This is a genomic window from Cupriavidus sp. 30B13, assembly GCF_049059565.2.
Lineage (GTDB): Bacteria > Pseudomonadota > Gammaproteobacteria > Burkholderiales > Burkholderiaceae > Cupriavidus.
This window is the reverse complement of record NZ_CP188224.1, coordinates 2,463,210-2,488,225: the sequence shown is the minus strand read 5'-3', so window position 1 is coordinate 2,488,225 and position 25,016 is coordinate 2,463,210. Positions and strand designations below refer to the sequence as shown.

Annotated in this window: 24 protein-coding genes and 1 pseudogene; 12 read left to right on the top strand and 13 right to left on the bottom strand. The window is 68.1% G+C overall.

Annotated elements, in window-relative coordinates; translation table 11 throughout:
- Window positions 1–64: 64 nt before the first annotated feature.
- On the bottom strand, window positions 65–1,807 hold the full coding sequence (locus ACKI2N_RS30195; RefSeq protein ID WP_420992387.1) for an ATP-binding cassette domain-containing protein: 1,743 nt from the start codon (window positions 1,805–1,807) through the stop codon (window positions 65–67).
- Between ACKI2N_RS30195 and ACKI2N_RS30190 the strand changes: the two are divergent.
- Window positions 1,806–2,000, top strand: a pseudogene (locus ACKI2N_RS30190) (VOC family protein); the annotation flags it as partial. The gene ACKI2N_RS30195 and the pseudogene ACKI2N_RS30190 sit on opposite strands and share 2 nt — an antisense overlap.
- On the opposite strand, the gene ACKI2N_RS30185 reads toward ACKI2N_RS30190, so the two are convergent.
- The 3 genes from ACKI2N_RS30185 to ACKI2N_RS30175 form a co-directional block, all read right to left on the bottom strand.
- Window positions 1,979–2,335 (bottom strand): HipA N-terminal domain-containing protein, encoded by a 357-nt coding sequence (locus tag ACKI2N_RS30185; protein ID WP_420992388.1) that lies wholly within the window; start codon window positions 2,333–2,335, stop codon window positions 1,979–1,981. The pseudogene ACKI2N_RS30190 and the gene ACKI2N_RS30185 overlap by 22 nt on opposite strands.
- Window positions 2,335–2,607 carry a helix-turn-helix domain-containing protein gene (locus tag ACKI2N_RS30180; RefSeq protein WP_420992389.1) on the bottom strand — a complete coding sequence of 91 codons (273 nt, stop codon included), beginning with the start codon at window positions 2,605–2,607 and terminating at the stop codon, window positions 2,335–2,337. Before ACKI2N_RS30180 ends, ACKI2N_RS30185 begins: the two co-directional genes overlap by 1 nt.
- A 260-nt stretch (window positions 2,608–2,867) precedes the next feature.
- Window positions 2,868–3,269, bottom strand: coding sequence for a cupin domain-containing protein (locus tag ACKI2N_RS30175; RefSeq protein WP_420992390.1), 402 nt, complete (start codon window positions 3,267–3,269; stop codon window positions 2,868–2,870).
- Between the two features lie 396 nt (window positions 3,270–3,665).
- Between ACKI2N_RS30175 and ACKI2N_RS30170 the strand changes: the two genes are divergently transcribed.
- From ACKI2N_RS30170 to ACKI2N_RS30140, 7 genes are all read left to right on the top strand, one after another.
- The gene (locus ACKI2N_RS30170) at window positions 3,666–4,007 is read left to right on the top strand and encodes a hypothetical protein (RefSeq protein WP_420992391.1); all 342 of its coding nucleotides are present in this window, start codon (window positions 3,666–3,668) and stop codon (window positions 4,005–4,007) included.
- Between the two features lie 131 nt (window positions 4,008–4,138).
- The gene (locus ACKI2N_RS30165) at window positions 4,139–5,281 is read left to right on the top strand and encodes a hypothetical protein (protein ID WP_420992392.1); all 1,143 of its coding nucleotides are present in this window, start codon (window positions 4,139–4,141) and stop codon (window positions 5,279–5,281) included.
- A 146-nt stretch (window positions 5,282–5,427) separates the two neighbouring features.
- Window positions 5,428–5,853 carry a hypothetical protein gene (locus ACKI2N_RS30160; protein WP_420992393.1) on the top strand — a complete coding sequence of 142 codons (426 nt, stop codon included), beginning with the start codon at window positions 5,428–5,430 and terminating at the stop codon, window positions 5,851–5,853.
- A 62-nt stretch (window positions 5,854–5,915) separates the two neighbouring features.
- Window positions 5,916–6,608 carry a hypothetical protein gene (locus tag ACKI2N_RS30155; protein WP_420992394.1) on the top strand — a complete coding sequence of 231 codons (693 nt, stop codon included), beginning with the start codon at window positions 5,916–5,918 and terminating at the stop codon, window positions 6,606–6,608.
- Window positions 6,609–6,701: 93 nt separating this feature from the next.
- On the top strand, window positions 6,702–7,316 hold the full coding sequence (locus ACKI2N_RS30150) for a hypothetical protein (RefSeq protein WP_420992395.1): 615 nt from the start codon (window positions 6,702–6,704) through the stop codon (window positions 7,314–7,316).
- Window positions 7,313–8,263: a hypothetical protein gene (locus ACKI2N_RS30145; protein ID WP_420992396.1), complete on the top strand. Its 951-nt coding sequence runs from the start codon at window positions 7,313–7,315 to the stop codon at window positions 8,261–8,263. The genes ACKI2N_RS30150 and ACKI2N_RS30145 overlap by 4 nt, the downstream gene beginning before the upstream one ends.
- Window positions 8,264–8,337: 74 nt before the next feature.
- Window positions 8,338–9,564: a hypothetical protein gene (locus ACKI2N_RS30140; RefSeq protein ID WP_420992397.1), complete on the top strand. Its 1,227-nt coding sequence runs from the start codon at window positions 8,338–8,340 to the stop codon at window positions 9,562–9,564.
- A gap of 119 nt (window positions 9,565–9,683) precedes the next feature.
- On the opposite strand, the gene ACKI2N_RS30135 is transcribed toward ACKI2N_RS30140, so the two are convergent.
- The 4 genes from ACKI2N_RS30135 to ACKI2N_RS30120 all read right to left on the bottom strand — a co-directional run bounded on the left by ACKI2N_RS30135 (window position 9,684) and on the right by ACKI2N_RS30120 (window position 15,009).
- Window positions 9,684–11,015, bottom strand: a complete 1,332-nt coding sequence (locus ACKI2N_RS30135) for a GGDEF domain-containing protein (protein ID WP_420992398.1) — start codon at window positions 11,013–11,015, stop codon at window positions 9,684–9,686.
- A gap of 79 nt (window positions 11,016–11,094) precedes the next feature.
- Window positions 11,095–11,847 (bottom strand): substrate-binding periplasmic protein, encoded by a 753-nt coding sequence (locus ACKI2N_RS30130; protein WP_426990868.1) that lies wholly within the window; start codon window positions 11,845–11,847, stop codon window positions 11,095–11,097.
- A gap of 220 nt (window positions 11,848–12,067) precedes the next feature.
- A complete protein-coding gene (locus ACKI2N_RS30125) occupies window positions 12,068–13,582 on the bottom strand; it encodes a DUF1254 domain-containing protein (RefSeq protein ID WP_420992400.1) in 1,515 nt (504 codons plus the stop codon).
- A gap of 17 nt (window positions 13,583–13,599) precedes the next feature.
- Complete coding sequence (locus tag ACKI2N_RS30120; RefSeq protein ID WP_420992401.1) at window positions 13,600–15,009, bottom strand: DUF1214 domain-containing protein; 1,410 nt, start codon at window positions 15,007–15,009, stop codon at window positions 13,600–13,602.
- On the opposite strand from ACKI2N_RS30120, the gene ACKI2N_RS30115 reads away from it, so the two are divergent.
- On the top strand, window positions 14,982–15,902 hold the full coding sequence (locus tag ACKI2N_RS30115) for a Crp/Fnr family transcriptional regulator (protein ID WP_420992402.1): 921 nt from the start codon (window positions 14,982–14,984) through the stop codon (window positions 15,900–15,902). The two genes, ACKI2N_RS30120 and ACKI2N_RS30115, sit on opposite strands and share 28 nt — an antisense overlap.
- Window positions 15,903–16,069: 167 nt before the next feature.
- Window positions 16,070–16,612 (top strand): flavin reductase family protein, encoded by a 543-nt coding sequence (locus ACKI2N_RS30110; protein ID WP_420992403.1) that lies wholly within the window; start codon window positions 16,070–16,072, stop codon window positions 16,610–16,612.
- 45 nt (window positions 16,613–16,657) lie between these two features.
- On the opposite strand, the gene ACKI2N_RS30105 is transcribed toward ACKI2N_RS30110, so the two are convergent.
- From ACKI2N_RS30105 to ACKI2N_RS30095, 3 genes are all read right to left on the bottom strand, one after another.
- Window positions 16,658–17,497 (bottom strand): ABC transporter substrate-binding protein, encoded by an 840-nt coding sequence (locus ACKI2N_RS30105; RefSeq protein ID WP_420992404.1) that lies wholly within the window; start codon window positions 17,495–17,497, stop codon window positions 16,658–16,660.
- Entirely contained in the window at window positions 17,497–18,372 is an 876-nt protein-coding gene (locus tag ACKI2N_RS30100; protein WP_420992405.1) for a metal-dependent hydrolase, read from the bottom strand. The genes ACKI2N_RS30105 and ACKI2N_RS30100 overlap by 1 nt, the downstream gene beginning before the upstream one ends.
- A gap of 201 nt (window positions 18,373–18,573) precedes the next feature.
- Complete coding sequence (locus ACKI2N_RS30095; RefSeq protein WP_420992538.1) at window positions 18,574–20,109, bottom strand: glucan biosynthesis protein G; 1,536 nt, start codon at window positions 20,107–20,109, stop codon at window positions 18,574–18,576.
- A gap of 291 nt (window positions 20,110–20,400) precedes the next feature.
- Between ACKI2N_RS30095 and bglX the strand changes: the two genes are divergently transcribed.
- Window positions 20,401–22,707, top strand: coding sequence for a beta-glucosidase BglX (gene bglX / locus ACKI2N_RS30090; protein ID WP_420992539.1), 2,307 nt, complete (start codon window positions 20,401–20,403; stop codon window positions 22,705–22,707).
- A 67-nt stretch (window positions 22,708–22,774) separates the two neighbouring features.
- Here bglX and ACKI2N_RS30085 read toward each other — a convergent pair whose 3' ends face one another.
- Together ACKI2N_RS30085 and ACKI2N_RS30080 are read right to left on the bottom strand one after the other, a co-directional pair.
- Window positions 22,775–22,969 carry a hypothetical protein gene (locus ACKI2N_RS30085; RefSeq protein ID WP_420992406.1) on the bottom strand — a complete coding sequence of 65 codons (195 nt, stop codon included), beginning with the start codon at window positions 22,967–22,969 and terminating at the stop codon, window positions 22,775–22,777.
- 127 nt (window positions 22,970–23,096) lie between these two features.
- Window positions 23,097–24,005 carry a LysR family transcriptional regulator gene (locus tag ACKI2N_RS30080; RefSeq protein WP_420992407.1) on the bottom strand — a complete coding sequence of 303 codons (909 nt, stop codon included), beginning with the start codon at window positions 24,003–24,005 and terminating at the stop codon, window positions 23,097–23,099.
- Between the two features lie 193 nt (window positions 24,006–24,198).
- Between ACKI2N_RS30080 and ACKI2N_RS30075 the strand changes: the two genes are divergently transcribed.
- On the top strand, window positions 24,199–24,945 hold the full coding sequence (locus ACKI2N_RS30075) for an SDR family NAD(P)-dependent oxidoreductase (RefSeq protein ID WP_420992408.1): 747 nt from the start codon (window positions 24,199–24,201) through the stop codon (window positions 24,943–24,945).
- Window positions 24,946–25,016 lie beyond the last annotated feature (71 nt).

Here is a 25,016-nt window from a genome sequence, read left to right as displayed (position 1 = left end):
GCGGCGAGCCTCCGGCCTGGGGCAGCGCCACCGTGGTCCGCGTTGCGGCCGCGGGCGCGGCGAATCAGTCGGCGCGCCTTGCGAGCACCTCGTCGCGCGGGCCGGCATCGACCACGCGGCCGGCCTCCACCACGACGAGGGTGTCGAACCGTGCGAGCAGGCTCGGCCGATGCACCGAGGCGACGATGCAGGCTGTCGGGAAGGCGGCGAACATGCGGTCGAATATCCGGCCTTCGGCCTGCGGGTCGAGCGCGCTGGTCGGCTCGTCGAGCAGCAGCAGCGAGCTGCCGTGCGCCGCCAGCGCGCCGCGCGCGAGCGCCAGCCGCTGCCGCTGGCCGCCGGAGAGATTGCCGCCGCGCTCGCTGACTGCGCTGGCCAGGCCGCCGGGCAGGCGCTGCAGCACCTCGTCGAACACGCCCGTATGTACCGCGGCCGCCAGCGCCGCCGCGTCGGCCGGCTCGCCGAAGGTGAGGTTTTCCGCCACGCTGGCCTCGAACACCTCGGCTTCCTGCGGGATCAGCGTGGCCAGCGTGCGCAGCTCGGTCCAGTCTTTCGCCACGCCGTCGCGCCGCAATTCGCCTTGCTGCGGATGGTAGAGCCCGGCGAGCGCGCGCAGCAGCGTGCTCTTGCCGCCGCCGCTCGGGCCCACGAGCGCCACGCGCGTGCCGCGCCGCAGCAGCAGGTCAATGTCATGCAGGCCGCCGCGCGCGTCGTCGGCATAGCGCCAGGTGGCGCCCCGCAGTTCCAGTGTCCGCCAGGGCGCGTCGGGCGCCACGGCGGGCACGGCCGCGTCCGGATCGGCGGGCACTGCCCAGATCGGCTCGGCGCTGCCGTAGTCGGTGTGCATGCGCGCGAAGCTCTGGAAGTTCGAGGCCATCGCGCCCACCACCGACGCGGCCTGCTGGGCGTACTGGTAGATCATGAAGATCGTGCCGAGCAGCACCGCCTGCCCCGGCTGGCGTACCTGCAGCACATAGACCACCACCAGGATCCAGGTCAGCCCCATGCCGAGCAGGTCCACGGCAAACCACTTGCCCTCGTTGACCATGACCGCGCGGCGCAGCGGCGCCATCACCGCCGCCATGCGGCGGTCGAGCAGCTTGCGCGAGGCGGCCTGCAGCCGCAAGCCGATCACCGTGCCGGCGTTGCCGACGAAGTCCAGCAGCGCGGCGGCATAGCGGCGCTCCGCGTCGTTCTCGGCGCGGGCGAGCTGCATCAGCGTGCGGTCGAAGCGCAGGATGATGAGGGCGATGACCATGTAGCCGGTCACCGCGATCACGCCGCTGGTGCGCGACAGCAAGGCCAGGGCGACCAGCGGACCGACGAAGTTGAAGGCGCTCTGCAGGTAGCCGAACTGGTTCTGCGCAAAGTCCGACAGCGCCCGGCTGGACTGCACCACGCGATGCTGCAGCTCGCCCGAATGCCGGCCGTCGCGCCAGGCCAGCGGCGCCGCCGCGACGCGCGCATAGAGCTGGTCGGCCAGCCGCTCGCGCACGCGCACGCCCACGTTGCGCTCCAGCACCCGGCCCGGGCCGTGCAGCAGCCACGACAACAGATAGATGCCGACAAGGTAGACGATCCAGCGGCCGGCCGTCTCCATGTTGCCCTGCTGCAGCGCGTTGATGGCCTGCGCGGCCAGCCAGGGCATGGTCAGCCGCAGCAACTGCGCGGCCGACAGCAGGCCGGCAGCGCCGAGCATATGGGCCCGCACACCGTGCGCATGGCGCCAGAGCGCGCGATAAAGGTCGCGCGCCGCGCTGCCAAGGCCGATGGCGGGAGGCGTGGCGGTGGAATCGGGCGCAGTCATGCGGTCGTCGCTCCTTCGCTTCGGCAATGTTGTCTCGGAGGGGGCGCCGGCGTACGGCGTCGAGCTTGGCCCACCGGGTAAGGCTTCATTGTGCCTATACCAGACCGACGAGAAACCGGCGCATCTTCACTTGGCGTTCATGGCCGGGGATCGCCAGCAAGTCGAAGCTTTCTATCGCGCGGCGCTGGAGGCGGTGGCCTCGATAGCGCCAACCCCATCCGGGACGCCGCGCTCCAGCAATTCGAGGGGGCTCAGTTCAGTGCCGGCATGCGCGTTCAGGCGGTCTGCCCCGTAGCCGGCCGGCTTGGCATCCCGTATCACGCCAGGAAGTCCGTCGGCAGCCGATATGGCGATGCCGCGGGCGCTGCGCGCGAGGCGAAGTTCCACGGGATCGAGTGGTAGCGCGTCGCCGCGCTCAAGATAGTCGGGCCGATAATGGAACCGGGCGGTGCGCTCGACCGTGAGATCGGCGGCATGCAATGGAGCGTCGCTATCCGGCGGCCACACCCAGACCGGTACGGTCGGCATTAGCGGCCGCCTAGCTGCCGTTCGGCAAAGTGAGTGACCTCGGGGTCGCGGCGCGGATCGAGCAACTCGTCAAACTGGGCAAGCAGGTGAAGACCCTGCAGGATCTTGAGGACATTGCCGATCGACACGCCGTCAGCACCTTCCTCCAGCGAGCGAAGTGTGGAGGGCGACACATCTGAAAGGCTGGCCAGTTGTTCCTGCGTCATTTCCCGCAGCTTCCGTGCGAGGATCAGGCGCTGGCCCAAACTCTCCAGGGAGGCTTTGACAAGCACCGGAGTGTGCTTCGGCGGGCGACGGGGCGGGATCGATGGCATGTCTGAAAATTAGGGGTAATTCCACATAATGTCAACAAAAAATAGGCGGAAATTGTTGCTGTTATGTAGATGCGATGTCAGCCCATCACTCCTTTGGCACGGGTGGAGCTACTGCCGGCGTGCCAGCATCGACACGCCATAACCCATTTCTCAAACGAACGCATCGAGATAGGCGGTGCGCGCCGGGAAAACAAGCCTCGCCCTGCAATCCGTCGCATTCACCGCGCCGGCACCACCAGCGGCGCTCCCTTCTCGACGACATACGTCGCCAGCTCCGCCGCGTTGCCGGTGCCCACGTTCTTCGCCGAGTGGGCCGTGCCCGCCGGGATGAACAGGCTGTCGCCGGCTTTGAGCGTGACCGGCGCCTGGCCCTCGAGCTGATATTCCACCGTGCCTTCCAGGACGTGGGCGATCTCTTCGCCCGGATGCGTGTGCGGCGGGGCGATGGCGCCCGGGGCGAAGTCGACGCGCACCTGGACGGCCTCGCGTCCCGGCACCACGAGGTCATGCTGTACGAGGTCGGTGCGACGGATTCCCGTTTGCTGCGCCTGCGCTGCGTGCAGCGTCAATCCGCCGCCGGCGATGAGCAATGCGGCTGCGATGATCCGAGTCGTTTTCATGTGGCAATCCTTCCGTGCATTGAAGACGTGCCGGGCTTGCGCCGGGCTCTGCGTGGACGGGCCGCGCGGTCTTGCCGCGTTGCCGCCGTCCCCGTGAAAGGCATTTGACGATGCGGATGTATCCCGCCCTTGGCGGGCGAAGCGCGTTCTGTCACGGCTTGTATCGCGCCGGCGGCCTGATACAGGCGAATACAAAAAAGCGTGCCGGATAGGGAAAAGATGACGAAAACGGTGTCTGTTCAGGATTTGAGCCGTTGAGGCGCTTGATACGCTTCCCGGGAGAAGTCCAGCGCATATGGTGACGGCGAGGGCGGCCAGTGCCAATGTCGACACCGTATGTTTAATGAATATGTTTGATGAATATGGCCGGTAGCGCCGGGATTGGGAAATACGATCATGAGTCTGTACAGCATCGACACGGGTAGCGTTGCCTCGCATGCGTCCGCGTCATCTGGGGTGAACGCGGGCAAGGCGGATCAGGGCGGCTTCAAGGATGCATTGCAGGCCGCGTCCACCAAGAAATCGGCTGCCGCCGAGCAGCTGGAGGCGTGGCTGAAGATGAGCCCCGCGCAGCGGATGCGCGCCGCGATCCTGAGCCAGCTTGGGCTGACGGAGGAGGAGATAAAGAACATGTCCGCGGACGAGCAGAAGGCGGTCGAGGCGAAGATCCGTCAGCTGATGGAAGTCAAGATGGCTCTCCAGCGGGAACGGCAGGGGCATTCGGCCGCTGTTATCTGACCTTTCTCTCGCCGTGCCCGTCACACGGGCACTGCGTGCGCCACCGCACATAGCATTCGCCACAGCGCTTGACGGCACCGCCGCCTTCGGTCGACGCTCGCTGCACGCCACGTTCCAGCCGGAGGCAGTCCATGGGCAAACCGCAGCGAGATGCCCTTCCTTTCGCATCGTTGGTCGATCTCGTGTATGACGCGGCATTGGACGATGCCGCCTGGCAGGGCATGGCCGCGGCGATCGCGCAGGCGTTTTCGTCGACCAGCACGGTGATCAAGACCTATGGCGACGGCGGTGCGGTCGCGCTGGAAAGCGTGACGGATAACCTGCGGGTGTCGGGCGGCGACCAGTCCTGGGCCGACCACTGGCATCGCCACGACTTGTGGGTAGAGCGCTCGTCGCAGCTCGCGCTGGGCGAAGTCTTTACCAGCGACAGCCTGATGCCCGAGGCGGAATTCCAGCGCTCGGGCTTCTATCAGGACTGGACGCGGCGGCTCGGCATCCATCACATGGTGGGCGTGCTGTTTCCGATCGGAGACGGCCTGACCGGCGTGCTGGGCGTGCATCGCGAGCAACGCGCGGGCCGCTACCACGACGCGGACCGCCACCAGTTGCAGAATTTCGTGCCGCACGTGCGCCGGGCGCTGGCGATCCGCGCGCGTTTGCGCGCCGAGGGTGTCACGCGGATTGCCGCGCTGGAAGCGCTCGAACGCATCGATACGGGCGTGATCGTCGTCACGGAGACATGCACGCTGCTCTACGCCAACCGTGCCGCGCAAGCGCTGTTCGGCATGCCCGGCGGGGTGTCCGTCAGGGGCCGCCGGCTGCAGGTTGCCGACGAGGCCCTCAACGCGAAGCTGTTGCGGCAAGTGCGCGCGGCGGCGCGTTCGCGCCACCCCGCGCAGGCCGTGCCCGAACCCAGCGTGGTCCTGTGGCGCGCGGGGCGGCTGCCGCTGACCTTGCTGGTCGCGCCATGGCGCGCCGACCGGCCCGGCGGCGACGCCGGCCAGCCCGCGGCAACGATCTTCGTGCGCGACCCCGAGGCCATGCACGACGCCACGGCGGCGCGCTTGCGCGAGCTGTTCGGACTGACCGGCGCCGAGGCGGTGGTCGCGCTGGCCATCGGCAATGGCCTGTCCCCGGAGCAGATCGCCGCGCGCAATGGCGTGGGGATCGGCACGATCCGCACGCATCTGCGCGGCGTCTTTCTCAAGACCGGCACCACGCGCCAGGCCGCGGTAGCCGCGCTGGTGGCCGGCATCGTCCCCAGCGCCGGCTGAGCTGCCGCCGCATTCCCCCTGTCCTATGCCGAATGGTAGAGGTGCCCGCGACGGGCGCTATCTATATTCACGTCTAGAGCGCAAGAGATGCGAGAGATGCAAGAGAACGATGCGCGGCATCGCATGGGCCCGGGCGGGGAGGCGTCATGGAACAGAGCGACATCGAGCGGCTGGTCGGCAAGGTCGTGGTGCTGGGCGCCAAGGGCGTCTGGGGCCTGTTCGTGATCGTCGCGACCATCGTGTTCTGGTCCGCTGTGTTCGTCGGCGTGAAGGCGTATCTGGATGGCAGGGAGCGGCAGGAGGGCGATATCGCCACCGCCTCCCTCAAGGCTGGCACGATGGTGCTGAGCACCCATGGCGCCAAGGACAGCAGCCACTGTCCGGGCGACCAGCTGGGCGCGCGCATCCTGGGCAACGACACGGTGCTGCTGCGCGGTTGCACGGAAGGCAAGCTGGCCGAAGACCAGGGCTTCATCGTGGTCCACTGGCAGGACGGCAAGACGCTGCGCTACGACTACAGCGACTTCACGCTGACCAAGGTCGGGGCCACCTGGGTAGCAAAGAAGCCGTAGGGAAATCACAGAAGCGAACGGAGCCGCGCGTGCGCAATCGGACGGGAAGAACGAGACATGACTTGCAGCCTCGCGCTGCCGGTCCGATCGTGCGGATCGTCGTGACCTGCGGCGCGCTCGCTGCGCTGTGCGGCTGCTCGAAGCAGGATGCCCCGCCCGCCCAGTCCACGCCGGTGTCGGGCGTCCAGTTCACGACGCAAGACCTGCGTGCCGTCGAGAAGACGTCCGACGCGCCTGCCGTTACCAAGGCCGCGCCAAGCCAGCCGGCGCCGCCCGCGCCGCCGCCGCGCCCTGCGCCGGTCGTCCGCACTTTGCTTGCAGATTCCTACTACATTGCCACCAGCGATTTCCAGATCCTGCGGCTCAGCCTCAGTCGGGCCGCCGATATCAAGATCGCGGTGTCGATCGACCCGCCCGTGCCGATCGACATGGTGGTGATGCCGTTCAAGCTGACGGCCGCGAACTACACCAACCTGCTGATCAATATGGGCCTGGACCAGATGTGCCCGTTTCTCAGCATGCTCGCCAACGACAGGGACAAGCCGGACTGCAGCAAGACCCTGTCCGAGCAGGAGCTGTTCAGCATGGTGTCCCTTTCGAAGAAGGGCGTGTTCGCGGCATACGAAACGCGCTGGGTCAGGCTCGATGCGGGCGAGTACTCGGTGGTGCTCGACAACGGCGGCAATTTCACCGCCACGCGCGGCGACGCGCCCGTGCAGATCGCCATCTACGAGCGCAGCGGCGGCACCGAGTAGAGGACATCGGGTAGCGGGGAGCAAGTAGCAGGGAGCAAGTAGCAAGTATCGGATGGCATCGGCATGGCCCACCCAACCAGCAGAGGAAGACCCATGAACTGTCCGTCGCAACGTTTGCCCAGGGCGCGGTGGCAGCCCGCCACACTGCTGTTGCTCGGCGCATGCCTGGCCTGCCGCGTGCTGCCCGCAGCCGCGCAAGGTTTCAACCTGCCGTCGATCCCGGGCCTGTCCAGGATCCTGAAGACCTCCAATCCGGCGGACCTGCTCAAGACCGGCAGCATTTGCGCCATGATCTCGTCCGGGGTCGCGGCCCAGGCGCGCAGCCGCGCGCAGGCGGACGCGCGGCGCCTGCACCTGTCGCCCCAGCAATCGCGGCTGCGCGAGCAGAACTATCTGGCGGGCTGGGCCATGCTCGGCTGCACCAGCGCCGCCACCGCGGCGGACGCCATCATCCGCAACATGTCGGAGAGCGCGAAAAAGGCGCAGGCCGATGCCTGGCAGCAGGCCCAGCAGCAGACGGGATCGGTCACCTGGCACGACCCCAACTCCGGCACGCGCGGCACGTCCGAGCTGACCGAGCGCGAGCCGACGGCCGACGGCGGCGAATGCGGCGTGCGCCGCGACGTCATCGAAGCCGCGGAAGGCCGGGCGGAACCGATGGTGCGGGTCTGCCGGGTGGCGGGCGGCCAATGGGAGCCGGCGGCGTGACGCGCGCCACGCGCCGGCTGGCGCGGGTCTTCCTGATGGCGCTGTGCGCGGTGGTATCGCGCGCCGGTGCCGAAGCCGACCCGCCCATGCAATTCCGTTTCGACGTCCAGCGCGGCATGGCGGTCATCTGGCTTTACGGCCCGATCGGCCCGGACAGTGCCAGGAACGTGGAACGGGGGCTGCGCCAGACCGCGCGCTATCGCGAGGTCTGGCTGGACTCGGGCGGCGGCTCGGTGTCGGAGGGTTATGCCATCGGCCGCCTGCTGCGCGAGCTCAAGGCGACGGTGCGGGTGCCGGCGCAAGGCAAGGTGATGTGCGCCAGCTCCTGCACCAACCTCATGCTGGGTGGATACAACCGCATTGTCGAAAACGGCGCGCAGTTCTACGTGCACGCCATGTCCAAGATGCTGAACCTGTCCGACGGCACGCAGCGCATCGGTATCAACGTGGACGGCCGCGCCCTCTCGTTGTCCGCCGATACCTTGATAGAGGAAGCCGGGAAGAAGCCCGAGGTATTACGGGCCGTGGTGGAGCAGTTCCATGCGGAGTACGCCCGCTCGTCCGTGGATCTGCTGCGGTATTTCCAGGGCATCCTGGGCGGCAGCCCTAACGAGGATGCGTACCAGCGGCTGGTGAACGCACCGGTGGCGGCGATGTACGGGCCGCCTTCCGCGCGCCGCGCCGGCGCGCGCGATCTTGCCAGCGATGCGGCGTCGCTGCGCGATGCGGGCGTCATCGCACTGCAGGAAATCATGACGCAGACCGAGCTGGATGCCATGCGCGGGCGGCTGGCGCTGGCCCGCGAGCGCGAGGCCGAGCTCGGCCGCGGCGCACGCGTGGCGGCTCGGCTGTTCGAGGCGACGCTGGCCTGCCGCATCCAGGACGTCTGTCTGCTCACGCGCCACGAGCTGGCCAATCTCGGCTACCACAATTTCGATCCCCAATAGCCATGTTCGCGTCATTCCGCTTGCGCCCGGAGCCGGCGTCCGGTTCTCGCAGCGCACCTTGCCGCGGCCTTGCCGTGCTGACCTGGGCCATGCTGGCGCTGGCGGCCGGCTGCGCGGCGCCGCTGCCGCGCGCCGGCCAGCCGTTGCCGGGCCTGCGTGTTTCCGGGGGCGCCAACGCGGTGATGCTCGAATGGACACCCGACAGCCTGGCCGCGCCGGCCTTGCGCGCGGGCACCACGCTCGACCTCGTCGCCGAATATCCGACCGCGGCGGGCCGCGTGACCGGCGAAAAGCTTGCCACGGCGCGCGTATCGGCCGGCATGCAGAATCTGCGCTTCACGCTGCCGCAGGCGCTGCGCAACGCGCCGACGGGCGCGGTCTGCCTGCGCCTGAGCGCGGGCGGCAGGGCGTTGCCGATTCGCGGTGCGGGCGCCGGCGCCACCGATGGATTCCGCTATCCGTCGTGGGAACGGCAGTCTGTCGATACGTCCCGCTCGCGCGCGGCGGAAGAGGAGCTCGCCGCGCTGGCCGCCGCCGATCGGCGCGATGCGGCGGAGGCCAAAGACTTCGCCAGCTGGAAGCGCAGCGCGGGCGTGGCGGACGCCGCCGGATGCGACACCCTGACGGCCGACGCCATGCCGGCACCCCGCACGGTGATGGCGCCGGCCGAGCAGGGGCGCGCCGCGCAGCTGGAGTGCGCCTGGCGCCTGAAGCAGCTCAAGCTCGAACCCGGCGTCAGCGCCGAGACGCAGGCCGACGCCATCCTGGCCTACTATGACCGGGCGCTGCGGGATGCCAGAGCCCGGCAGGGGACCGATCCCGGCAGCGTCACGCTTCTCACCCGGCGCGTCGGGCAGGCGCGCCGCATGCAAGAGCAGCTCCGGGCATTCAACGCCTCGGCTGGCGCCGCTTCGTTCCAGCCACGCCTGGTCGGATGGGAATTGATGCTCAGCTCATCGGCGTCGGCGCAAGGCCAGCGTGGCACGGACGCGTCCGTTGCGAGCGGCATTCTGGACAGCTACGACTCTTGTCTGCGCGACTCCGAGGACCAGTTCCGGCTGGCGCGCGAAACCTGGGAGCGCGAGCAGGACCCCCGGCTGGCGCGCGGACGCGCCGAGGCGGCCAAAGCGCAATGCCGGTCGCGCTTCACCCAGAACGGGCAGATGGAGCTGCGTGCCCAGCAGCGCGCGCAGAAACGCGCGCAACTGCTGGCGCGCGGCGGGCAGGGCGAGGGCTCCGGTTCCGCCCAAGGTGTCGCCGCAGCGAGCGCGGCGGATCTTGCGGCCTACACGTGCGGATGATGGCGATGCCTTGCGCCCTTGCTCCGCGCTGCCGGTCGCGTCAGGCGCGTCGGTCGCGTCGGTCGCGTGGCGCGCTACATCAAGGGCCGCGCCGGCAGCCGCTTCCTCATCCCGCCGAATCAATACCCGCGTGGCTCCTCGCCAGGCATGGCTTCCACGCCACCGCCCGCATACTCCACCCGGTTCCGCCCGTGCTTCTTGCTGCGGTACAGGGCTTCGTCGGCGCGCGAGATCATGCCGTGGATGGTGTCGCCGTCCTGCACGCTGGCCACGCCGAGGCTTGCGGTCATCCGCCCGGTCACGGAGAAGTCGCGCTCCGAGAGCGCGTTGCGCAGCGCCTGGGCGAACAGCACGGCGTCCTGCGGGCCGGTGTCGGCGCAGATCAGCAGGAATTCTTCGCCGCCCCAGCGGCCGAGGGTATCCGTCGCCCGCTTGGCTTCGAGGATGCAGGCCGCCATTTCGATCAGTACCTGATCGCCGGCCTGGTGGCCGTGGGTGTCGTTGACGGACTTGAAGCGGTCCACATCGACCAGGATGATGGAGAACGCGCTGCCATCGCAGCGGGCGCGCTCCAGCGCGCTGCCCAGCACCTCGTTCAAATGGCGCCGGTTGAACACGCCCGTGAGCTGATCGGTCTTGGATAGCGCTTCGAGCTGGCGGTTCTTCTCGACCAGCTCCGCCTGGGTGGCCTGGATTTGCGCGAAAGCTTCGTTGCTGGCCTGGATGGCCGCGCGTGCCCGCATTTCCGCTTCCGTGCGCTGGGCAATGATCAGCTTGAGCCGGCGCAGCACGAGGTTGAAGCCGTCGATCACGCTGTCGAACTCGGTGCGGCCCAGCCTGGCCAGCTCGTCGAGATGGTCGCCGTGGCTGGAGGCAAGCTCGAACAGGGCTCCGCGCAGATGGCCGAGCGGGCGGAACACCATCCGCAGCCCGAAGGTCAGCAACAGTACCAGCGCCACGTCGATGGCGGCCACCTCGGTCACCCCCTGGACCATCGCCGCGCGCAGGGTCTTCTGCATGTTGTCGTGCGTGAAGCGGATGACGGCCTGGCCGATGGCCTGCTTCCTCCGCTCCGGATCGATGTCGTCCGGCGGGTAGATCGTGACCTTGGCCAGCACGTCATGCCCGTTGTCCGCGGCGCAGGGCGGGGCGCCGGGCGCGGGTGCGCGGCCGGCACTTGCCGCGCGGCGGACTTCCGCGTAGATCTCCTGCCGGTCGGGAGAAAAGACGCAGGCTTCGGTGACCTCGGGGTGGATCAGGGTGGACTCGAGGCCGGTGCGCAGGATGCCCACGTTGAGCGCCCAGGCCGGCGCCGCCAGGCTCTGCGCGAGTCCTTCCAGGACTTCCGCGCGGGTGCGCTCGAACCGCTGCTCGAGGTCCTGCCGCAGCAGCCATTGCCGATGCACGGCGAAGGCGCCCAGCGTTGTCGTGGTGGCAACGATGAACAGCACGATCATCCTGTTCCGGATCGAATGAACCGGTGGCAGCAGTGACATGAAATGCGCGATCTCGGGTAATCAGGCGAGCAGGCTATTCATCCGCCGCCTGGTCGAACAACTGCCGGAACCTGGCGAGCTCCGGGTGCGATTCCTCGTACTTCTTGCTGAATCCGATGTGGACGGTCTCGCCCTTGATGGTCATGACGCGCCTGGATTTGTAGCGCATGCGCTCCGGGATGCCCTGGGCCTCCAGCGTGACCAGCGCCTCGTTGATGACCGCGCTGGGGTTGACCACGCAGTCTACCTCCTGCACCAGCATCTTCTTGACGAGATCGGGAAACTCATGTCCCTCCACGAGTACGATCTTGCCCTCGCCGACAAACTCGAAGAAGCGCTTGCCGGGCGCCAGGTAGCCACGCTGGTTGCCGAATTTCAGGCCGGCGAAGTCGTCCGGATAGGTGTGGAACGTGCGCCCTTCGACCGAGTCCCGGTTGCAGTGGACGGCGACGTCCTCGGTGTAGAACGGCTTGGAGTGATTCAGGTAGGGCCGCTCCTTGGGGCGGTAATACACGCCCAGCACGCCGGCGCTGTTGCCGTTCTTGGCTTCTTCGACGGAGCGGGCCCACGACGCGAACCGGATCTGCACCTTGTATTCGGGCATCCGCTTGAGGACCCGGTTGAGGTTCTCGATGTAGGCCCCTTTGGGCATGCCGTTCTCTTCGTAGGACTGGGGGCGCTGGCCGGCCTCGGAGTACAGCACGATGGTCGTCTGCGCCGCGGCGAACGTGGTTCCCCACAACGCGCAAGCTGCGAAGATGAGCCGGCAAGGGCGGAAGAGATGCATGGCGGCGGGTGCTGAGGAAGATACAAATGCCCGGTCCCTGCGCGGCTCGCGCATTGACAGCGAGCCGTGGCAGCGTGAGCCCCTGCGACCATAACGGCAATCTCGCCGGATAGTTTAGCCCTTTAGAGGAGAGCGTCAGTTCTGCGCCGGCCGGCCGCCTGCAACGGCGCAAGGCGTGCGGGACGGCGGAAGACCGGCCTGGCGCGGACCGCGTGGCGGCCTAGCCGTCAACCCGCTTGATGTCGCCGGGCTTCCAGCTCTTGTCGAACCACGGCTGCAGCGGCGCGTAGATCCGCAGCAGCGTATTCCACCCCTTGCCCGGCATGGTCTGGACCCAGTTGCCGTCCTGCCCCGGCGGCGCTTTCGGCGCGAACCACACCGTCACCGAGCCATCGGCGTTCTTCTTGACGCCTGGTTGATTGCTGTCGAGCCCGGCGAGTTTCTGGTCCGTTTCCAGCATCGAGCGGGTCTGGTTGTCGTAGACCGTGAACGACCAGAAATTGCCGGCCGGGATCGGTGCCGGCAATGTCACTTTGTAGGTCTGGCTGCCGTCGAAGTAGCGGCCTGCCGCGTCGCGGGCGGCGAAGGCGTAGGCGGAGCCGGTGCCCGGTTTCGCGTCGGCCATCGAGGGCGTGATGCCGGTGGCGTAATAGTGGAACAGCACGCGTGCGTCGAGCATTCTCTCGGCGCCGTCGGCGAACCGGTAGCTGCCGCCGACGAAGAAGGTGGACCACTGGCGGTCGGGATAGAGCTTGGTGCGTGCGTCGCGGGAGGCGAACAGCATGGCGCGGGCGGTGGCGTTGCCCACCGCGACTGCGTCCGTCAGGATGGCTTTCATCCGCGCGTCGGGTGCGAATGGCCTGCCTTTCTTGATGCCGATGGCGGCGAACAGCCCGACCAGCTCCGGCTCGAAGGTGTCTTCGGGCTCGGCCTGGACCACGGCGTCGAGTTCCTCGTAGAAGTGGATGTCGTTGGCGTGGATGGTGTTGTGCCGTACGCCCGAGGTGTTGACGAATACCTGCGCGGGCGGGCGGGCCGCGGCGCCGAGGGGGTAGATGCGGGCGCCGTCCTTCACGGCTTTCACCGCGGCCTTGGTGTCCCCGTTCTGCACGAACGCGCGGAAGAAAAGCGCGTTGCCGAACGTCCGCGGCCTGACTGCAAGATATCCTTCGGCGGGGAGGCTGCCCGTGTAGCCGGGGGGAATGAACAGGTACTTGCCGCCCTTGCCCTGGTCCGGCCCGGTCAGCCCGACGTCCGTCACGAAGCGGAAGTAAGCGTCCTGCACCGGTCCCAGCACGCCGGGCGGCACTTGCACCACCATCGGGCCGTCCCGGAGGTCGAGGCACATGTAGACATAGACGGTGACCGAGTTCGGGGTGAGATAGAGCGAGCGTGCATCCATCAGTTGCTCGGTGATGCCGATGCCGCGGTTTCGCTGGATGCCCACCCGGTCGAAGCCTTCGCAGACCGCGTACAGCGAGGCTGCGGGCATGCCGGCAAGAAAGGCTTCCACGCCGCGCGCGAAGTCGAGGTTGTCGTAGACCTTCTGCACCGTCGCCGGATCGGGCGCGCCGTCGGCGAACCTGAGCGTGCCGATCCGCGTCTCGACGGTGTCGGGTGTCTGGATGGAGGGCGGGACGTCGGCGCGGTAGGCCGGCGTCTTCTGGCACCAGGCGGCGGTGGCCGTGGACAGGCCCGCCACCAGGCATGCCGCGGGAATGGATAGCGCTTTCATGCGAGCTCCGCTGGTCTTTACTGCGCCCGATCGATGCGCTTGAGCGCCGGCGGGAACCACTGCCCCTGCCTGACCGCCTCCTTGGGCACATAGGTCCGGATCGTCAGCGAGTAATTCTGGCCATCCGGGGCGGGCAGCCAGTTGGATTCGGGCACGGCGCTGCCGGGCGCCTTTGCGATGAGGATGCGCAGCGAGCCGTCGGCCTCGCTCTTGAGCCCCGAATAGTTGTTGAAGTTGTAGCGGTCCAGGCGGTTCGGCACGACGCGGTAGTCCGGCAGGCCGACCAGGATCACCGACCAGTAGGCATTCACGACGGCATCCGGCCGCTCCTGCGCGGCAAACGTCAGGACGTAGTCGTTCGCGCCGTTGAGCGGCTTGCCGTCTGCGTCCTGCGTGCCGACGAAGTAGACGACTTCCTCGTTGGTGTTGCCCCACAGGCCGACCTGGTTCACGGCGGTGCGCAACCAGTAGTTCGCGCCATAGTTCCCGATGCCCAGTGCGCCGAGCCAGTGGTTGCGGAAGGTGGCGGACCGGGTGACGGCGTACTCCAGGAACTCAGGCACGACCTGCTCCCGGATCATCCGGTCCAGCGCCTTGCGCTGCTCCGCATGGCGGGCGAGGGCGCCGATGTCCATGGCCTGCGCCTGCATCCGCGCGGCCACGGGCGACACATCCGGGGCGCTGGCAATGATCGCCGCCGCATGGTCGAACAGCTCGGCGCCGGCCAGTTCCTGGTTGTCGAACGCCGGTATCGGCACGGCGCGCCGGATGGCCGGCTTGCCGAGGGCGGTGAGCCTGAACTGCCTTTGCAGCGCGACCGCGCCCTGCGGGTCGTCCTTGAGTTCCACGCGGCCGAGCAGCTTGGCCTTGCGCGAGTGAAGCTCGATGCGGACCGCGCCGGCCGGCACCGTTGCCCGCGAACCCGGCGCCACGAGCGCGAACTTGCCGCCAGGGTGGCCCGGATAGTTGCGTTCATTGATATTGGTGATGACCTCGCCCCATTCGTCGAGGATCTGGGCGGTGTAGTAGCGTCCTTTCACCGCGGGGATATCGAGCAGCACCGGCGTCTTGTCGTCGACGGCGATCCACGCTTCGAGATAGGCCACGTCGAGGTTCGGGTTGACGAAGTCCGCCGAGCCGACGGGGTTGTACTTGATGACGTTGTAGCCGATGCCGGGCTCGGCGAGGTCGGCGTGCTCCTGCCGGATCACGAGCGCGCGGCCCAGCAGGTAGACGTAGGCGTCGGCGACGGTCTGCCTGTCGGGCAGCACCTGCGCCGCCGCCGGGTCGCACAGGCCAAGCGCGGCCAGCAGGGCACCCGCCCATAGCTTGTGGAACAGGCGGCGCAGGGCGCGGGGTCCATCGGCCCGCGCACGCGGAAGTCGAGGTGGAAGCGGAAATGAAAGCCGGGCATGTGTCTGGCGCATCGTGTTCTCCCAAGAAGTCACCGGCGGCGTTTGCGGTCAACCGCGCTGCGGTCAACTGCGGTCAACTGCGGTCGACCGCGGTCGGGGCCGCGCTCAGGTTATACGTGGCGCATCCGCAAGACTGTCCCCGGTGGTACAGTCCTTTCGGGATTTATTCGGCGTGCGTCCGGAAGGTGCCGGCGCTGCCGTGCGGCATCGGGGAGGGCGTCATGGCAAAGGTGGACCGGGCGCAGGCCGAGCGCGTCCTCGCGCGCGTCGGCTGGCTGTCGCAGCAACCGAAGGCGTTCCAGGCACAGGTCCTGCAGCGATCTGTCCTGATGCGGTTCGGCCCGCGGGAGACGATCTACCGCTGCGGCGATCCGCTCGGCGGCGTCTACGGGATCGTCCAGGGCGCGGTGACCGTGACCACGGCGCCGCCCGCGGCGACGCCGCGCCTGCTGCACCTGGGCATGCCCGGCAGCTGGATCGGCGAAGGCTGCTTCCTGGTCCGGGAGCCGCGCCGCGTCGGCATGCAGGCCGCGATGGAGAGCTGGGTGATGCACCTGCCGCTGGACGCCATGGACCAGATCGCCAGCCAGGATGCGCTGGCGGTGCGGCATTTCACCAGGATCCTGATGCAGAACCTCGACATCCTGGTGCGCGCCTTCTACGACCTCCAGAATCCCGACGAGCATCGCCGGGTTGCCCTGGCCCTGTTGCGCATCAGCCCGGCCGCCGGCAATGCCATTCCGCTTTCGCAGGCGGACCTCGGCGTCATGTCGAACACGCAGCGCAAGGGCGTGAATGCGGCGCTGCAGCGGTTCGCCGCCGCCGGCTGGGTGAGCAAGCGCTATCGCTCGGTCACCCTCACGGATATCGGCGCGCTGCGCCGGTTTGCGAGCGCCGAGCAGTGAAGCCCGCTCACGGCGCGCCAGTCCGCCTTTGGCCAGCTTGACGCAGGGCAAACCGGGCCGCGCGCCAGTGGGTAGCATACGCAGATGGCTGCCGGCTCCCGCTGTCTTCGTCGGGGCCCCTGCGCCGGCCGCGCCATGCGTCGCCAACCCATCCCGAGGTGCCTTCAATGCGTCAGATGGAAATGAGCAAGGTCTTTACCCTGATGGAACGGGGGCCCGTCATCCTCGTGACCACCCATGACGGGCAGCGGCACAACATCATGACGATCTCGTGGACCATGGTGATGGACTTCACGCCGGTATTTGCAATCACCACGGGCGAATGGAACTACTCCTTCGCGGCGTTGCGAAAGACCAAGGAGTGCGTCATCGCCATTCCGACGGTCGACATGCTGGACAAGGTGGTCGGCATCGGGACGTGCTCCGGGGCGGACACGGACAAGTTTGCCCGGTTCAGGCTCACGCCGGTGCCGGGCAAGGTCGTCAGGGCGCCGCTGATCAGGGAATGCCTTGCCAACATCGAGTGCAGGGTCACCGACATCGTCGGCAAGCACGGCATTGTCGTGCTGGAGGCGGTGGCGGCCTGGATCGATCCCGCGCGAAGGGAAACACGCATGATCCACGCCGTCGGCGACGGCACGTTCATCGTCGACGGGCGCAAGATCGACCGGCGGGAGATGATGGCCTCCAAGCTGCCGCCGGGCGTCTAGCGTTTGCTGGCCCCGGCCGGCTCGGCTGCCGGCAAGCGCTGACGTCTACGCCCCCGCCGGCGGCGCCACGCCGGCGCCCTGGATGCCATGCCGGCGCAGCGCGTCGCCGACGAAGCCGGCCGCCTTCATGTCTTCGATGAAGCCGCTGAGCCAGGCGCGCGCGGCGCCGCGTCCCTTCGGCACGCCCATGGCCTGCTCGATCACCATGAAGCGGCCGGGCAGCAGCCGCACGCCGCCGACGCGCCGCGCATCCGCCTCGAGCTGTTGCCGCACGCCGGCGGCAACGTCCAGGCGCTCGGCCAGGAACATGTCGGTGACCGCCGGCGAGGTCGGCGCGCGCACCAGCGTGGCCGCCTTCAGGGCGCGCGTGAGGAACAGGTCGTAGGCGCTGCCGCGGCCCACCACGACCCGGGTGCCGGCGCGGTCGACCTCGTCGTTGCGCTGCAGCGCCGAGTCGTTGCGCACCAGGTAAGCGCCCTCGATGATCACGTAGGGCGCCGTGTATTCGATATCCGCGGCGCGCACCGGGTCGATCGCCACGAACGCGAGGTCCACCTGCCTGGCCTTGACGGCGTCGACCACATTGCCCGCCGAAGGGAACGGGACCAGCTCGAGCGGCAGGCCGAGGCGGCGCGCCGCCTCGCGCGCGAGATCCACCGACACGCCCTGGAGGTCGCCGCCCGGGGCGCGTCCGGCAAGGATCGGGTTGCCGAGGTTGATGGCCGCGCGCAGTTTGCCGGTGCTGCCCAGTTCGCCGATGGCGGCGGCGCGCGGATCGCCGCCGGCCGGCGTACCGGAGGTGCCGGAGGCCCCGGCGCAGCCGGCCAGCGCCAGCGCGGCGGCGGCCGGGCCGGCCGCGCAGATCGAACGCCGGGTCTGGTCCATCAGAAGTCCACCTTCTGGCCGGGCTCGGGCACGATCACGCTCGTGTTGGGGGAAGCGCCGAGCGCGGTGATGAGTTCGGCCGGCGTGCCGCGCAGCAGCGGGAAGGTCTGGTAGTGCATCGGAATTGCGTACCTGGGTTTGATCAAGTCGCGCAGCGCGATCGCGGCATCCGGCGGGCCCATCGTGAAGTGCCCGCCGATCGGGATCATGACGAGATCCGGCTTGTAGCGGTCGGCGATCAGCCGCATGTCGCCGAACAGGCCGGTATCGCCCATGTGCCAGATCTTGAAGCCGTTCTCGAGTTCGATGATGTAGCCGACGGGTTCGCCGCCGTAGTGGCTCTCCTCCTTGTCCGTGGCCGGGTTCTTCCATACCAGCTCGGACGAGTGCTCGGCGTGCACCGCCGTGATCTTGATCCCGTCGGGGCCGAACGGCATGACCGTGCCGCTCTTGCCGAAGCGCTGGGACAGCGCGGCGGGCACCAGGCCCAGGCTGACCAGTTGCGGGCCCATGCCGCCGCCGTTGTAGATGGGCGCATTGTTCATCTTGGCCAGCGCCGGCGCATCGGAAAGATGATCGGCGTGGGCATGCGTGACCAGGATCAGGTCGACCTTGCCCAGCGCGGAGAGCTGCTTGAAATTGGCGGGCGTCTTGGGGTTCGTGATCAGCCACGGATCGATGACGATGACCTTGCCGCCCGGCGTGGTGATGCGCGTGGAGGACTGCCCGAGCCAGAGCACCTCGGTCTTGCCGGCGGCGATCCGGCCCGGCGGCGCCGGCTGGGGTACGGCCGCCGTGGGCGCCGTGAGACTGGATGCGCAGCCGGCGAGCGCGGCCGCGGCGCAAGCGAGCAGAAGAAAGCGGCGTCTGATCATGGTTGTCCCCCGCGGAAGTTGTAGCGACATTTCACCATTGCACGCCGTCGGGCGGATGTCCGGCTTCGGCAAATCCCGGCGCGGGCCGCGCGGCGGGCGCCGGCGGCGACGCGTTGCGATGTGCAGTATTCGCACGGGCGCCCGACTTGTCAACTGCCGCGGGCCGGGGACCCCGGCCGGCGCCCGCCGCGATGGTTCCGCCTACTGTCCCGCCACCGAATCCGGCGGCAGCTGGTAGCTCCACGTCTCGCTCAGCGTCTTGTCGCCGGACACCAGCGCGGCGCGCATTTCCACCACCTTGCGCGGGTCCTTGACCTTGATGCGCAGGTTCAGCCGCCAGCCCTTGATGACCGGATTGGGCTCCAGCACGTTGGCGAGAACCTCGGCGTTGTCGCTCACGCTGACCTGCGCGTCGACGCGGGTGCCGGCGGGCAGGCTGGCCAGCACGGGGCCTTCGAAATCGACCACGAGGCCGGTGCTGCCGTCGAGGCGGCGGATCAGGTTGGCCTGCGTGATTTCTCCCGCCGAGCGCAGCGTCTGCTTGACCCAGGCCACGTTCTTGTCGAGCAGGGCGCGCTCGTCCATGGTCCAGTGCATGGTGTAGTCGGCCTGCAGCGGCTGGCCCTTGGGCGGCAGGCGGTCCGGCGTCCAGAAGGCGACCATGTTGTCGTTGGTCTCGTCGGGCGAGGGGATTTCCACCAGTTCGACCTTGCCCGGTCCCCAGTCGCCCTGCGGCTCGATCCAGGCGCTCGGGCGCAGGTCGTAGCGGTCCTTCAGGTCTTCATAGCCGGAGAACTCGCGCCCGCGCTGCAGCAGCCCGAAGCCCCTCGGATTGGTCACCTGGAAGGTGCTGATGGCGAGGTGGCGCGGGTTGTTGAGCGGGCGCCACAGCCATTCGCCGTTGCCGGCGTGGATGGCCAGGCCGTTGGAGTCGTGCAGGGCCGGCCGGAAGTTGTACGGATCGCGCTGCTGGTTGGGCCCGAACAGGAACATGCTGGTCAGGGGCGCCACGCCGAGCTTGGTGACGGCCCCGCGCATGAAGATGCGGGCCTGCACCTTGAGGATGGTGTCCTCGCCGGGCACGAGGTCGAAGCGGTAGGCGCCGGTGGCGCGCTGCGAGTCGAGCAGGGCGTAGAACACGAGGTGCTTGTCCTGCGGATCGGGCCGCGCGATCCAGAACTCGCGGAAGGCCGGGAACTCCTCGGCGACGGGCAGGCCGGTATCGATGGCCAGGCCGCGGCTGGACAGGCCATACACCTGGTTCTTGCCGACCACGCGGAAATAGCTCGCGCCCAGCACGCTCATGATCTCGTCGAGCTTGTCGGGGCGGTTGACCGGGTAGAGCACCCGGAAGCCGGCATAACCCAGGTTGCCGGTCGCGGCGGCGTCGAACTTCAGGTCGCCGAAATCGAACCGCGCGGGGCTGTACCGGATTTCGCGGACCGTGCCGCCCACGATCTCGTTGATGCGCACGGGGCTGCTGAACTGCATGCCCTGGTGGTAGAAGCCCAGCCTGAACGGCGTGCCCTTGTCGTTCCACTCCATCGCGTCGAGCCGGGGCTGGATCTTGATGTAGTCGGCAAACTGCATCTGGCTGAACACGGGCGGCAGGTTGCTGACCGGCGCGGTGTAGGGCGTGTTGGCCAGGGCCCTGGCGCGCTGCGTCACGTCGTCCAGGGAGAACGCGCAGGCCTGGGTGCCGTACAGCAGCGCCCCGGTGGCGATCAGCGCTGTCAGCGCGGTTTGTGTCTTGCTCCGTAACGACACGGCGAGGGTGGCAAAAACCACAAGTTTCTCCAGAAAATGCAAGTTGAGGAACGCTGCCGCGCCACGTGCCGCGCAAGGCGCTGGCGCGAGGGCGGTAAACTGCGGGCGCAGTGCAGAAAGATAACGTATTTCGCCCCGCCTGCTACCGCACAACCTCCGCGGCAACCTCCGGAGCAGGCGGTATGCACCGGCGCGGGGCGGTTATCCTGTCGCGCTGCATGGACCCGTGGACTCTTGGATAACTATTAGATGAAGATGAGAATGCTGTCTTCGCTGGCTCTGTTGGCCGGCCTGGTCTGTTCGTCGTCGGCGCTTGCCGGTCCCGCGCCGGCGCCCGCCGACGGGAAAAACGCCCTGATGAAAAACGCCCTGATCGCCGACCTCATGAGCCGCATGACGCTCGACGAGAAGATCGGCCAGCTGCGCCTCATCAGCATCGGCGAAGACATGCCGCAGCCCCAGTTGCTCAAGGAGATCGCGGCGGGCCGGGTGGGCGGCACCTTCAATTCGGTGCGGCGCCAGGACAACCGGCCGATGCAGGACGCCGCGGTCAAGCAAAGCCGCCTGAAGATTCCCATTTTCTTCGCCTACGACGTGGTGCACGGGCACCGCACCATCTTCCCGATCAGCCTGGGCCTGGCCTCGAGCTGGGACATGGAGACGGTCGAGCAGAGCGCGCGCATCTCGGCCATCGAAGCCAGCGCGGACAGCCTCGACGTGACCTTCGCGCCGATGCTGGACATCTCGCGCGATCCGCGCTGGGGGCGCACCTCGGAAGGATTCGGCGAAGATCCCTACCTGGTCTCGCTGTGCGCGCGGGCCAGCGTGAAGGGGCTGCAGGGGACCTCGCCGGCCAATGCCGACAGCGTGATGGCCGTCATCAAGCACTTCGCGCTGTACGGGGCGGTGGAAGGCGGGCGCGACTACAACACCGTCGACATGAGCCCGATCCGCATGTACCAGGACTATCTGCCGCCGTACCGGGCCGGCATCGAGGCCGGCGCCGGCGGGGTCATGATCGCGCTGAATTCGATCAACGGCGTGCCGGCCACGTCCAACCGCTGGCTGCTGCGCGACCTGCTGCGCAAGGACTGGGGGTTCAAGGGCATCACGGTAAGCGACCACGGCGCCATCGACGAGCTGCCGCTGCATGGCGTGGCAAAGGACGGGCGCGAGGCCGCCAGGCTCGCCATCCAGGCCGGCGTCGACATGAGCATGCACGACTCGGCCTACCTGGCCTACCTGCCCGGGCTGGTGAAGTCGGGCGAAGTGTCCATGCGCGACATCGACGGCGCGGTGCGCGAGGTGCTGGGCGCCAAGTACGACATGGGCCTGTTCCAGGACCCGTACCGGCGCATCGGCGCCGCCGAACAGGACCCGCCGGACGTCGACGCGGAGAGCCGCCTGCACCGCGCGGCGGCGCGCGCGGCGGGGCGCAAGTCGCTGGTGCTGCTGGAGAACCGCGGCAAGACGCTGCCCCTGAAGAAGGCCGGCACGGTCGCGGTGATCGGCCCGCTGGCGGATGCGCCCGTCGATATCATGGGGAGCTGGTCGGCGGCAGGCAAATCCCAGCAATCGGTCACCTTGCTGCAAGGCATGCGCGACGCGGCCGGCGACAAGGCCCGCGTGGTCTATGCCCGCGGCGCGAACGTGACCGACGACGCCGGCGTGGTCGGGTACCTGAACTTCATGAACTGGGACAAGCCGGAGATCGTGCAGGACCAGCGCTCGCCCGGCGACATGATCGCCGAGGCCGTCGAGGCGGCGCGCAGCGCCGATGTGATCGTGGTGGCCGTGGGCGAGTCGCGCGGCATGTCGCACGAAGCGTCGAGCCGCACCAGCCTGTCGCTGCCGGGCAGCCAGGAGACGCTGCTCAAGGCGCTCAGGACAACCGGCAAGCCGCTGGTGGTGGTGCTGATGAACGGCCGCCCGCTGGACCTGAACTGGGCAAAGGAGAATGCCGACGCGCTGCTCGAGACCTGGTACGCCGGCACCGAGGGCGGACACGCCATCGCCGACGTGCTGTTCGGCGACTACAACCCGGCGGGCAAGCTGCCCATTTCCTTCCCGCGCTCGATCGGGCAGATCCCGACCTACTACAACCATCCGCGCATCGGCCGCCCGTTCGTGCCGGGCAAGCCCGCGAACTACACCTCCCAGTATTTCGAGGAACCGAACGGCCCGCTGTACCCGTTCGGCTACGGCCTGAGCTACACGGACTTCAGCGTGTCGGGCCTCACGCTGTCGAGCCGGACCCTGCCGCGCAACGGCCGGATCGACGCCAGCGTGACCGTCAAGAACACCGGGCAGCGCGACGGCGAGACGGTGGTCCAGCTATATCTCCAGGACGTCGCCGCCTCCGTGGTGCGCCCGGTCAAGGAGCTGAAGGACTTCCGCAAGATCATGCTCAGGGCAGGGGAGGAGCGCGTGGTGCATTTCACCATCGACGAAGAAAAGCTGAAGTTCTTCAACGCGGCACTCGAGTACGTCGTCGAGCCGGGCGATTTCAACGTCCAGGTCGGGCTCGATTCGGAGGCGGTGCAGGAGGGCAGCTTCACGCTCCGGTAGCGTCGCGCTTTTGCCCCGGCCGAACCACCGCTGCACGAGCCGCTCTGGCCCGATGCCGGGGCGGCGCTCAGTAACGCGGCGCGATCAGGCTGGCGGGATTCTGGCGGATACGCCGGACTTCGCACGCGCGCATGCGGTCGGCATCGTCGGCCTTTGCCTGCCGGTGCGGTTGGGCGAACCCGGCGGGGGCGGCGCCTTCCGTGGTTTCCACGAAGCGGACGGTGACATGCAGCTTCTCGAGCAGTCGGGCGATTCCGGCCATGATGATCTCCTGAGCGTATCGGGAAGGCTGCCAATTGGCGACCGGGCTTCGATCGCGCCGGAACGCGCCGCCTTCACAACGGCAGTGTGGATCATGGGAATGAGCGGAAAATGAGCGCGCGGACGATTCATGAGGTCCGGGCGACGGTCCTGGATACGCGCGCTATCAGTTCATCGAGCCTCGACAGGAACAGCTTCAGTATCGGCGACGTGTTGGTCCGGCTGTAGCCGACCGCCAGGCCAATGGTGGGGATGTCGCCAGCCAGCGGCCGGCTCACCACCGACCACGGCATGAGGTTCTCCACATAGGCGGGAATCAGCGTCAGCCCGCGCGTCGACGCCACCAGTGACATGACCATGGCCGGATTGTCCACGCACTGCGTCGGCTCGATGCGGATCCCGGTCCGTTCCAGATAGCTGTCCACCACCGATCGCAGCACCTTGGCCTTGTTCGCCATGGCGATGAAGGGCTCGCCGACGAGATCCGCCGGGCTGACCGCGGCGCGCGCGGCCAGCGCGTGGTCGCTTGGCATCAGCACCACCAGCGGCTCCTGCCGCACCACGCGATATTCCAGGTCGAAATCGGGCTCGGCGCGCACAAAGGCCAGATCCAGCTTTCCGCGTGCCACGGCCTGCGCCAGATCCGGCGAATAGTCGCTCGACACCGTCACGTCGATATTGGGCAACTCCGCCCGCAGCAACTGCATGGCCTCGGGCAGCCACGCCATTTCCTGCCCGGTCAGAAAGCCAAGCGCGAAGCGCTGCTTCGCCGGTTGCGCGGCGCGGCGTGCCGCCTCCACCGCCGCATCCACTTGCGTGAGCGCCAGCCGCGCGTGGTCGATGAAGGCCTTGCCGGCCACCGTCAGTTCCACCCCACGCGCGCTGCGGTTGAGCAGCGCCACGCCGACCTGGTCTTCCAGGTCCCGGATCTGGCGGCTCAGCGATGGCTGCGAAGTGAACAGGCGCCGCTCGGCCGCCTCCGTCAGGCTGCCGGTTTCCGCCACCGCAATGAAATACCGCAGATGCCGCAGTTCCATCTTCGTTCCCCGTCATGCGCATGGATATGCCTGGCAGGCATGCCCACCCGCTTTTTAAGTCTTTTTCAATCCACCCGTGAATCCCTACATTTGTCCTCAACGGAGGCGCAGCGGCACTTCAGCCGCGCGCCGAGCCGGATCGTCCGGCCCCGCCATCCCATATGTTTTAGCTATATCTCACAGGAGTTCCATCATGAGCAAGTCCATCGTACTCATCACAGGCGCGCTGACCGGCATCGGTCGCGCCACCGCGTTCGCGTTTGCCCGCTCCGGCGCCAGCCTGGTCGTGTCCGGGCGCCGCCAGGCCGAAGGCGAAGCGCTGGCAGCCGAACTGCGGCAACTTGGCGCCGAGGCCGTGTTCGTGCAGGCCGACGTCCGTCATGACGACGACATCCGCGCCCTGGTCGACCAGGCCGTGGCGCGCTTCGGGCGTCTCGACGTGGCCGTCAACAATGCCGGCACCGAAGGACAGCCGGGCCTGGTGGTGAACCAGACGGCGGAAAGCTACGCGGCCACGTTCGATACCAATGTTCTGGGCACGCTGTTGAGCATGAAGCACGAACTGCGCGTGATGACCGCGCAGAAGGCCGGCAGCATCATCAATATCTCATCCACCTACGGCCACGAAGGCGCGGCCTGGGCGTCGGTCTACGCCGGGAGCAAGCATGCGGTGGAAGGCATGACGAAGTCCGCGGCCATCGAAGTCGCCGCGGACGGCGTGCGGGTGAATGCCGTGGCGCCGGGACCCACCGACACGGGCATGCTCGATCGCTTCACGGGCACGCCCGAGAACAAGGCCGCGCTCGCCGCCGGAGTGCCGCTCGGGCGCGTGGGCAAGCCCGAGGACGTCGCCAGCGCGGTGCTCTTCCTGGCTTCCGCCGGTGCGGCTTTCGTCACGGGCCAGATCGTTACCGTCGACGGCGGCAAGACGGCCGGCTGAAGCCGGCACCGGCACGCGCCTCGCTCCGGAGGGCATGGACTGCATTGGGTGGCGGCAAGCTCCGCTTCGTT

Excerpts from the sequence above, each read along its gene's own strand:
- ACKI2N_RS30115 (WP_420992402.1), top strand. The coding sequence starts at position 14,982 with ATGAAAGCCGGGCATGTGTCTGGCGCATCGTGTTCTCCCAAGAAGTCA.
- bglX (WP_420992539.1), top strand. The coding sequence starts at position 20,401 with ATGCTGTCTTCGCTGGCTCTGTTGGCCGGCCTGGTCTGTTCGTCGTCG.
- ACKI2N_RS30170 (WP_420992391.1), top strand. The coding sequence starts at position 3,666 with ATGAGTCTGTACAGCATCGACACGGGTAGCGTTGCCTCGCATGCGTCC.
- ACKI2N_RS30165 (WP_420992392.1), top strand. The coding sequence starts at position 4,139 with ATGGGCAAACCGCAGCGAGATGCCCTTCCTTTCGCATCGTTGGTCGAT.
- ACKI2N_RS30120 (WP_420992401.1), bottom strand. The coding sequence starts at position 15,009 with ATGCGCCAGACACATGCCCGGCTTTCATTTCCGCTTCCACCTCGACTT.
- ACKI2N_RS30185 (WP_420992388.1), bottom strand. The coding sequence starts at position 2,335 with ATGCCGACCGTACCGGTCTGGGTGTGGCCGCCGGATAGCGACGCTCCA.
- ACKI2N_RS30110 (WP_420992403.1), top strand. The coding sequence starts at position 16,070 with ATGCGTCAGATGGAAATGAGCAAGGTCTTTACCCTGATGGAACGGGGG.
- ACKI2N_RS30085 (WP_420992406.1), bottom strand. The coding sequence starts at position 22,969 with ATGGCCGGAATCGCCCGACTGCTCGAGAAGCTGCATGTCACCGTCCGC.
- ACKI2N_RS30150 (WP_420992395.1), top strand. The coding sequence starts at position 6,702 with ATGAACTGTCCGTCGCAACGTTTGCCCAGGGCGCGGTGGCAGCCCGCC.
- ACKI2N_RS30075 (WP_420992408.1), top strand. The coding sequence starts at position 24,199 with ATGAGCAAGTCCATCGTACTCATCACAGGCGCGCTGACCGGCATCGGT.
- ACKI2N_RS30130 (WP_426990868.1), bottom strand. The coding sequence starts at position 11,847 with ATGCATCTCTTCCGCCCTTGCCGGCTCATCTTCGCAGCTTGCGCGTTG.
- ACKI2N_RS30125 (WP_420992400.1), bottom strand. The coding sequence starts at position 13,582 with ATGAAAGCGCTATCCATTCCCGCGGCATGCCTGGTGGCGGGCCTGTCC.
- ACKI2N_RS30080 (WP_420992407.1), bottom strand. The coding sequence starts at position 24,005 with ATGGAACTGCGGCATCTGCGGTATTTCATTGCGGTGGCGGAAACCGGC.
- ACKI2N_RS30100 (WP_420992405.1), bottom strand. The coding sequence starts at position 18,372 with ATGATCAGACGCCGCTTTCTTCTGCTCGCTTGCGCCGCGGCCGCGCTC.
- ACKI2N_RS30195 (WP_420992387.1), bottom strand. The coding sequence starts at position 1,807 with ATGACTGCGCCCGATTCCACCGCCACGCCTCCCGCCATCGGCCTTGGC.
- ACKI2N_RS30160 (WP_420992393.1), top strand. The coding sequence starts at position 5,428 with ATGGAACAGAGCGACATCGAGCGGCTGGTCGGCAAGGTCGTGGTGCTG.
- ACKI2N_RS30105 (WP_420992404.1), bottom strand. The coding sequence starts at position 17,497 with ATGGACCAGACCCGGCGTTCGATCTGCGCGGCCGGCCCGGCCGCCGCC.
- ACKI2N_RS30175 (WP_420992390.1), bottom strand. The coding sequence starts at position 3,269 with ATGAAAACGACTCGGATCATCGCAGCCGCATTGCTCATCGCCGGCGGC.